This is a genomic window from Natrinema soli (assembly GCF_028618695.1).
Window position 1 is genome coordinate 1 of record NZ_JAQIVI010000683.1, and the last position, 8408, is coordinate 8408.

Genomic DNA, 8408 nt, shown 5'->3' on the forward strand with positions numbered 1-8408 from the left:
GGTGGCAGCCGAGGGTGCCGAGCTGGACGTCCTCGAGCGCGCGCGGCGAACCGCGGTCGATGAGCCGAATCGAGTGCCCGTGACCGTCGGACTCGAGGGGAGCGGCCCCGAGCATCTCGCGGGGGTGCTCGAGGCGCTAGACGCGCTCGAGGGAGTTTCGGTGCTCGAGCGCTCGTTCGATTGATCGCTTTGGCGACGGCTCGAGGGGGACGGTGATGAAACGGCGCGTTTGCTATCGTGGCAACAGGGAATCGCCGCTCCCTCCCCAGCCGATTTCTCCTCACGGGTGCGAAGCACCCGTCTGCTCACGGCGGCTCCGCCGCCGTCTGTTCACGGGCGCGTAGCGCCCGTTCACTGGTCTGCGAGGGCCACGGCCTCGCACTATTCGAATGGTATGCGGGACCGTCGGTCCCGCACTATTCGTGACGACCTCGCACGCAATCCCCGCCACGCCTTCGCAGCGCTCGGGCGTGTCGTCAGCGTGCGCCACCGCGCGTCGGTTGTCTCCCTCCGAGAGGACTGTGATCACAGTAGTGACCGGTGAACCGGGTGCGGAGAAGCGACGGCGGGCGACAGCGGAAACGTCGACAGTAACCAGTAGCGTGAACTAGCCGCTCGCGGTACCCGAGGGGCTTTGTAACCCGCGTCGAATACTGTGGTAGCATGGGATCGCCCTCCTCGACCGACTCCGATGTTCAGGCCCGAATCCGGCAGCAAGAGGTGATCGCGGAGCTCGGCCAGCGAGCGTTGGAGACGGACGACCTCGATCAGTTGATGCGCGACGTGACGGTCGCCGTCGCCGAGACGCTCGACAACGAGTACTGCAAGGTGCTCGAGCGGTTACCCGGCGGCGACGAAGTCTTCCTGCGGCAGGGCGTCGGCTGGCGCGAGGGACTGGTCGGGTCGGCGACGGTGCCCACGGATCTCGATTCGCAGGCCGGCTACACGCTCATCAGCGAGGAGCCGGTCATCGTCGACGACCTCCGCGAGGAAGAGCGCTTCTCCGGCCCCGAGTTGCTCACGAGCCACGACGTGGTAAGCGGGATCAGCGTCGTCATCGGTTCGGTCGACGAGCCGTGGGGAGTGCTCGGGACGCATACGACCGACCGTAAGGAGTTCACGACGCACGAGGCCAATTTCGTGCAAAGCGCCGCGAATATCCTGGCGGCGGCGATCGAGCGCGCGAACAAGGAGGACCAGCTCCGCGAGCGCGAGGCCCAACTGAGCGTCGCGACCGACGCCGCGTCGATCGGGCTCTGGCTGTGGGACGTACGGGAGAACGTCTTCACCGCCGACGAATTCCTCGCGGAATCGTACGGGATGGATCCGGCGGTAGTGACGTCGGGCGCCCCGATAGAGGCGTTCTTCGAACCGGTTCCCGACGAGGACAAGGACCGGATCTGGGACCGACTCGACCAGGCACTCGAGTCGGGCGTGTTCAGCGCCGAATACCGCGTCGAAAACGCCGACGGCGAAATCCTGTGGATGGTCTCCCGCGGCGAGGTGGAGTACGATGCGAGTGGCGAGCCGGTCCGAATGCACGGTGCAGTCACCGATATCACGGAGCGAAAGCAGCGCGAGCAGCGGCTCGAAGACAGCGAAGAGCGGTATCGGGATCTGTTCACCTCGATGTCCGAAGGGTACTGCGTCATCGAGAGAGTCGACACGATACCGGCTGAGCCGATCGACTTCCGCTATATCGAGGCGAATCCGGCGTTCGAAGAGCACACGGGACTGACGGACGTCGTCGGAGAGACGATCCGAGAAGCGGTTCCGGGTGCGGAGCGAGAATGGTTCGAGACCTATACTACCGTCGTGGAGACCGAAGAGCCGGTGCGATTCGAGCGCGAACTTGCGGCACAGAGTCGGATCCTCGAGTGTTACGCGTTTCCGGTCGGTGGCGAAACGGACGCGCAAGTGGGGGTTCTCTTCACGGACGTCACCGAACGGGTGGAACGCGAACGGCGATCAGAGGAGCTCATCGAACGCCTGGAGGCATCTAACGACCGCCTCGAGCAGTTCGCCTACGCCGCCAGCCACGACCTGCAGGAGCCACTTCGAATGGTGTCGAGTTACTTGCAACTCATCGAACGTCGGTACGGTGACGGGCTGGACGAAGACGGGCGAGAGTTTCTCCGGTTCGCGGTCGATGGCGCCGATCGCATGCGGGAGATGATCGACGGGTTGCTCCAGTACTCCCGCGTCGAGACGGAGGGCGAACCCCTCGAACCGGTCGACTTGAACGCGGTCCTCGAGGACGTTCTCGACGACCTCCGGCTCCGGTTCGAAGAGAGCAACGGGACGGTGACCGCCGATTCGCTCCCCACCGTAGCGGGCGACAGCGGGCAGTTACGGCAGGTGTTCCAGAACCTGCTGGATAACGCCATCGAGTACAGCGGGGACGACCCGCCTCGCATAACCGTCGCGGCCGAGCGCCGTTCCGGAGACGGCCCCGAATGGGAGATTTCGGTCAGCGACGACGGAATCGGCATCGATCCGGAATACGGCGATCGGATCTTCGACGTCTTCCAGAGCTATCACGAACAGAAGGAGTACAACGGAACGGGGATCGGACTCGCGATTTGCGAGCGCATCGTCGAGCGACATGGCGGCGAGATCTGGGTCACCAGCGAACCGAGCGAGGGCTCGACGTTTACGTTCACGTTGCCGGCGGCGAGCGATTCCGACTAGGGCCGATTGACGCCGAATCACGGGAATCGACGCCGCTCCGGAACGACGGGATTCGGTTACGGATCTCCTCGAGACGATCACCGAACGAACTCGAGGCGACGCCGAAAACGAAAATCGAAGCGACGTGAACCTCGACGGACGCGGTCTCAGTCGGCCACTTTCGCGCTCGGTCCGACGGCCTCGATCGCCTCGAGGAAGATGCCGATACCCAGTTCGATCTCGCGCTCGGTCGAATCTAACGGCGGGAGCAGGCGGATCGTCTTCTTCCCGCAGCCGAGGGTGAGCAGGCCGCGCTCGAGCGCCGCCTGGACGACGCTCGTCCGTCGCTCGGGGGTGTCGAACTCGACGGCGAGCATCAGCCCCTTGCCCCGGATGTCTTCGACGGAGTCGGGGGCGTCGTCGCGCAGGAGTTCTTTGGCCTGCTCGCCCCGCCGAGTGGCGTTGTCCAGCAGGTCGTACTCGTCGATGGCCTCGAGCGTGAACGCGCCCATCATCGAGCCGAGCATGTCGCCACCGCCGAAGGTCGAACCCAGGCGATTCTTCTCGCTGGGGAAGACCTCCGAGCGCGAGATGGTCGCGCCGACGCGCAAGGCCTTCGCGCTCGCGATGACGTCGGGTTCGATCGGGTAGTGGTCCGACGCCCAGATCTCGCCGGTGCGGCCGATTCCGGCCTGAATCTCGTCGACGACCAGCGGGATGTCGTAGGTGTCGGTGACGTCGGCGACCTCTTGCATGAACGCCTCGCTGGGGAATCGGTAGCCGCCGACGCCCTGAATCGGCTCGAGGGTCAGAAAGGCGATCTCGTCGGGATCAACGTAGCCGCCTTCGGGCGCGAGCATATCGCGAAGCTGTGAGCCGCCGCCGGCGAAGAAACCACAGTCACAACTCTCGCCGTCACAGCCCCGATCATCGCAGAACGGCACCGTTTCGATCCCGCTGATTTCGGGGTAGTGGCGCGTGTAGACCTCCTTCGACTTCGTGATCGACAGCGTCCCGAGGGTCCGGCCGTGGAAGCTACCCGAGAAGGCCACGCCGTATTTCGACGGCGCGCGGTAGTCGGTCGTGATCTTCATCGCGTTCTCCATGGCCTCCGCGCCGGAGTTCGAGAGGAAGACGGTATCCATCCCGTACTGACTCGAGACCTCCGTGAGTTTCTGCATGAGGTGACTCGAGCCGGGGAACTCGGCCTCCCCGGGGCTGGGGCCGGAGCCGAAGTACATGTCCTGTCCGGCGATTTTCATCGGTTCGACGAGGTCGAACTCGCGGACCTTTGCGAGGACCTTCTCGTTGTTGTAGCCGAGCGGTGCCGCGCCGATATGGCAGGTGAAGTCGAGGAGAACGTTGCCGTCGACGTCGGTGACGAAGGGGCCATCGGCCTCGCGGGTCACGTCCCAGACGAACTCGTGGGAGTACTCGCTGGGGGCGGAGTACTCCTGATGGAACTCGACCCACTGCTGGGCGTTCGGCCCCGGAAGCGCGTCCGCGTCGGGTTCCGCCGTGTCCCTATCCATACACAATTTATGTGTACCTCATACATTAAAACTTGTTATCGGTTGGCGAGGAGGTCGTCGCGGGAGTCGGGTATCGGCGGCGCGAAAAAACGGACAGCATGACGGCCGAAGCGGATTGGCCCGAGAGATGGAGGGGCGCAGGCGGTTCAGACGGACTCCTGTCAGTCCGTCTCAGTCGTCGTCCGATTCGACGGGACCGCCCGGCCCGGGCGACTCCGGCTCGGGTTCGGTTTTCGCACTCGAGCCGATGAGGACGGTTTCGTCCTGCAGGAGGACGCGACCGTAGCTCGAGCCGAAGTCCTTAATCAACGAGAGCATCGCGAGGAAGCAGACGAAGGCGAAGGGTGTCCCGGTGATGATCGCCGCCTGCTGGAGCGTGTTCGCGCTGCCGGTGCCGCCGAGGATCATCAGGATCGCCGCGGTCATGCCGAGGACGACGCCCCAGAAGATTCGGTTGATGGTTGACGGGCGTGCCTTGCCGCCGGTCGTCATCATCGAGACGGCCAGCGTTGACGAGTCCGCGGAGGTGACGAAGAACGTCGTCACGAGGACCATGAAGGCCAGCATGAAGAGCGATCCCAGGGGGAACGTTTCGAACAGGATGAACCCGGAGATCTCCGCGCCGGCCTCACCGCTCATCACCGCGCTGAAGTCGGCGATGTTGTTGTGCTGGGACCAGACCGCGGTGCCACCGACGAACGTGAACCACGGGATGGTGGCCGCAGACGTCGCGACGATGCCGGTGAAGGCAACTTCGCGGACGGTTCTGCCCTTCGAGATGCGGGCGATGAACAGGCCGGCGAACGGGGACCACGAGAGCGCCCACGCCCAGTAGAAGACGGTCCAGGTGTTCATCCACTCCGTCGCTTCCGGATTACCCGCACCGAGGGCGCCGGCGCCGGTGAAGAGGCTCATCGAGACGAAGTCAGTGATCATCCCGCCGAAGGCCTGTGTGCCGAGCAGGATCAGGAACAGCGTCGGACCGACGATGAACGTCGCCACCATGAGGACGACGAAGAGAATCATGTTGAAGTTCGAGAGCCGGCGGATCCCCTTGTCGACCCCCAACACCATCGAGGTGGTGAACAGGAGCGTCATGAAGGTCACGACGAGGAGGATACCGATGTTCCCCATGCTGATACCCCACTGGTAGTCCAGGCCAGTGATAAACTGGCTCCCGATGAAACCGAGCGAGGTTGCCACCCCGCCGATCGTCGCGAAGACGGCGAGAATGTCGACGGTCTTCGCGAACGGGCCGTCCAGATTATCCGCACCGATGATCGGCGTCAGCGCCGATGACACCCGCAACGGGACGTTCTCGTAATTGTATGCGAAGTACCCGATCGCGATACCCATGATCGTAAATACCGCGAGCTGGGGCAACGCCCAGTGGAACAGCGTCTGCTGGATCGCGACGGTCATCGCTTCGGCCGACCCCCCCTCAACGCCGCCGAAGAGGGGGGAGGGCGCGTCGTAGTAGAACAGCGCCTCGGTCGGCCCCCAGAACACGACGCCAGCGGCGAAGCCTGCGGAGTACAGCATCGCGAAGAACGACAGGAAGCTGTACTCCGGATCCTCGTCTCCCATCTTGATCTTGCCCCACGGGCCGACGATCAGGAATAACAGGAAAAGGACAATGAGGAAGACTATCAACAGCAGCGCCCAGTTGAACGCACCGAGCATCTGATCGTTCAGCGTCGAGATGCCGCTCTCGACCGTACTCGGACTGATGAAGAACGCCGCGATCACCCCAACAGTCAACAGCGCTCCGAACGCGAAGACGACCAGATCGATCTCCTCGAGGAACTCGTCGACCATCCCCTGATCAGCGTCGCTCATCGTCCCACCCCCGGTATCGGACGGCAGCGGAACGATCTCTCGTGATTCCACCTACCATTCGCCATGCTGCATGATGGCATACCGCTACCATTAACGGCGTATACAATAAGTGTTTCTCACTCGGCTAGATTATCTACAGATTGCGTTTATTATATATTTCCCAGTAATTATGCAGAAATCCGCACCTATTGCATTGAATATAGTGGAGTTCTACCTATAAATGGAAATTTGGAATTTACCGCGAAGTGAAATATAAATTTGGCCAATCGAAATGGCAATCGGTAACTGAACACTAACGCGGCTGACGGTGTGTGGAACGACGTTGGGACCGACGATTCGTCCGACCGAAAACGAAATCCGAAGACGACTACGTCAGTTCGTCAGTTCCTCGAGCGTCTGCTCGCGAGTCTCGGTGCTCTCGGCCACGCGCTCGGCGAACTCGTCGACCCGGTCTTTGATCTCCGAGCGAGTATCCTCCGGCGAGAAACCCTCGGACATCGTCAGTAACCGGACGAATGCACGGAGCTCCTCGTCGGTGAGCTGGGCGAACTCCTCGTTCTCGAGTTTGTCGACGACCTCGTCGACGTCGATCTGGCCGACCGGTTCGACGTTGAACTCGACGTTAACCATTCGGTAGTTCGAGCCGGCGAGGCGCTGTTCGGCCTTGCCGACGCCCTCCGAGAGCATGTCCTTGAACGGGGTGTGATACCCCATCGTCCCGAGATGGAGAAAGGCGAGCATATCGGTGATGCCCTGCGTGTAGGCGTCGCGATCCTCGGCGTCGGGATCGAAGACCGTCTCTCGATCGCGTTCCTCCATGTACTCGAAAAGGATGCTGAAGTCGAGCATCGCGTTGCGAACCCGGCGTCGGATCCGGTTTCGCTTCTGTTTCTTCGAGTGATCGGTGTAGTCCGTCTTCCGACCGAGCAGGAAATCGCGGTCGGAGGGCGTGAGAATGCCGCGCGGGCGATCCGAGTCCGCCGCCGCCCGCAACGACTCCGGAACGTCGTCCTGGCTCATAGGGGATACACGGAGAGCCCGCGAATTAACGTTTCCCATTCGGCGAACGTGATGCTCGCCGGACAGAATCGTTCGCTCGACTGTCGGTCAGCATTGCGGTTTTCCACGAGAGTTGCGGCGAACCGTCCGCCCGATGAGAGCCGTTAGCCGGACTACTGGCAGCCAGTTCCGGCGCACACCGATCCCCCATGCGGGTGCACCGGAACACAGTTACAGGGCCGTCTCAGTCTCGATCGAGAGCCGTCCGCTACGGCCGCCGACGGGAGAGTTCGGTAGCCGTCTCGGTGAGCAGTTCCACACCGATCTCGAGGCTCTCCTCGTCGATGTCGAACGTGGGCGTGTGGTGGCTCGTCGGGTGGTCGGTGCCGACGAGGACGTACGACGTGAGGCCGCCGCCGTCCTGGACCCGCTGCATCAGGTAGGTCACGTCCTCGCTCACGCCGAACTCCTCGCTCGGAATCACCCGATCGACGCCGTCGATCTCCCACGCGACGTTCCCCACGAGGTCGCGGAGCGCGGGGTGGCTGTCGACGCGGGGCGACTCGCTGATCACCCGCGGCGTGACGTCGCAGTCGTGCATCTCGGCGGCGGCGTAGCAGACGCGCTCGAGCTCCGTGCGCATGAACTCCATCAGCGCGGTGGTCTCGCCGCGGGCCTCGGCTTCGCTGGTGACCTCCTCGGCGATGACGTTGCTCGCGGTGCCGCCCTCGATTCGACCGACGTTCAGCCGCGTCAGCCCGTCGCTGTGCCGCGGAATTCCGTAGGCGTTCTGAATCGCGGTCGCCGCCGCCTGCATGGCGTTCGCCCCCTCGTTCGGCGCTTTGCCGGCGTGGGCGCTCGCCCCCTCGAACGTCGCGGTCAGGTGGGCCATCGCCAGCGGCTTCTCGATGCCGGCGACGATCTCGCCCGTCGGATGGTCGAGGCCGATGTGAAGGGCGAGGAGATAGTCGACGTCGTCGAGATAGCCGCTCTCGGCCATCGCCTTCCCGCCGCCGGAGATCTCCTCGGCGGGCTGGAAGAACACCGTCAGCGTTCCGTCGAACTCGCTCTCTTTGACCGCCTCGAGCGTCCCCAGCGCCATCGCGAGGTGGGCATCGTGGCCGCAGGCGTGCATGTAGCCGTCGTGTTCGGACCGAAATCCCTCGGCGGCCGGCCGGTGCTCGCTCTCGTCGGACTCCCGCATCGAAATCGCGTCGAGATCGACGCGCAACCCGATACAGGGGCCCTCCCCCTGCTCGAGCACCGCGATAACGCCCGTGTGACCGTCGGCCGTGCGCTCGAGAACGTCCGACCGAACGCCCGCCTCGCGGGCGCGCTCGATCCACGGCTCGAGTTCCGCCGCCGGCG

At 63.6% G+C, this 8408-nt stretch carries 5 protein-coding genes and 1 pseudogene; 2 read left to right on the forward strand and 4 right to left on the reverse strand.

Annotated elements, in window-relative coordinates; genetic code table 11:
• Nucleotides 1-184, forward strand: a pseudogene (locus PGX04_RS29960) (threonine ammonia-lyase); the annotation flags it as partial.
• A gap of 479 nt (nt 185-663) precedes the next feature.
• Nucleotides 664-2691 (forward strand): ATP-binding protein, encoded by a 2028-nt coding sequence (locus PGX04_RS29965; protein ID WP_273741827.1) that lies wholly within the window; start codon nt 664-666, stop codon nt 2689-2691.
• Between the two features lie 146 nt (nt 2692-2837).
• On the opposite strand, the gene PGX04_RS29970 is transcribed toward PGX04_RS29965, so the two are convergent.
• From PGX04_RS29970 to PGX04_RS29985, 4 genes are all read right to left on the reverse strand, one after another.
• Nucleotides 2838-4202 carry an aminotransferase class III-fold pyridoxal phosphate-dependent enzyme gene (locus tag PGX04_RS29970; protein WP_273741828.1) on the reverse strand — a complete coding sequence of 455 codons (1365 nt, stop codon included), beginning with the start codon at nt 4200-4202 and terminating at the stop codon, nt 2838-2840.
• Between the two features lie 171 nt (nt 4203-4373).
• Nucleotides 4374-6041: a BCCT family transporter gene (locus PGX04_RS29975; protein WP_273741829.1), complete on the reverse strand. Its 1668-nt coding sequence runs from the start codon at nt 6039-6041 to the stop codon at nt 4374-4376.
• 372 nt (nt 6042-6413) lie between these two features.
• Nucleotides 6414-7061: a DUF8102 family protein gene (locus tag PGX04_RS29980; protein ID WP_273741830.1), complete on the reverse strand. Its 648-nt coding sequence runs from the start codon at nt 7059-7061 to the stop codon at nt 6414-6416.
• A 247-nt stretch (nt 7062-7308) separates the two neighbouring features.
• Nucleotides 7309-8408 (reverse strand): amidohydrolase (locus PGX04_RS29985; RefSeq protein ID WP_273741831.1); only part of this gene is annotated, 1100 nt, incomplete at its 5' end.

What these genes read in the sequence shown, in the direction of transcription:
- PGX04_RS29975 (WP_273741829.1), bottom strand. Translation starts at nt 6,041, where the DNA reads ATGAGCGACGCTGATCAGGGGATGGTCGACGAGTTCCTCGAGGAGATC.
- PGX04_RS29980 (WP_273741830.1), bottom strand. Translation starts at nt 7,061, where the DNA reads ATGAGCCAGGACGACGTTCCGGAGTCGTTGCGGGCGGCGGCGGACTCG.
- PGX04_RS29970 (WP_273741828.1), bottom strand. Translation starts at nt 4,202, where the DNA reads ATGGATAGGGACACGGCGGAACCCGACGCGGACGCGCTTCCGGGGCCG.
- PGX04_RS29965 (WP_273741827.1), top strand. Translation starts at nt 664, where the DNA reads ATGGGATCGCCCTCCTCGACCGACTCCGATGTTCAGGCCCGAATCCGG.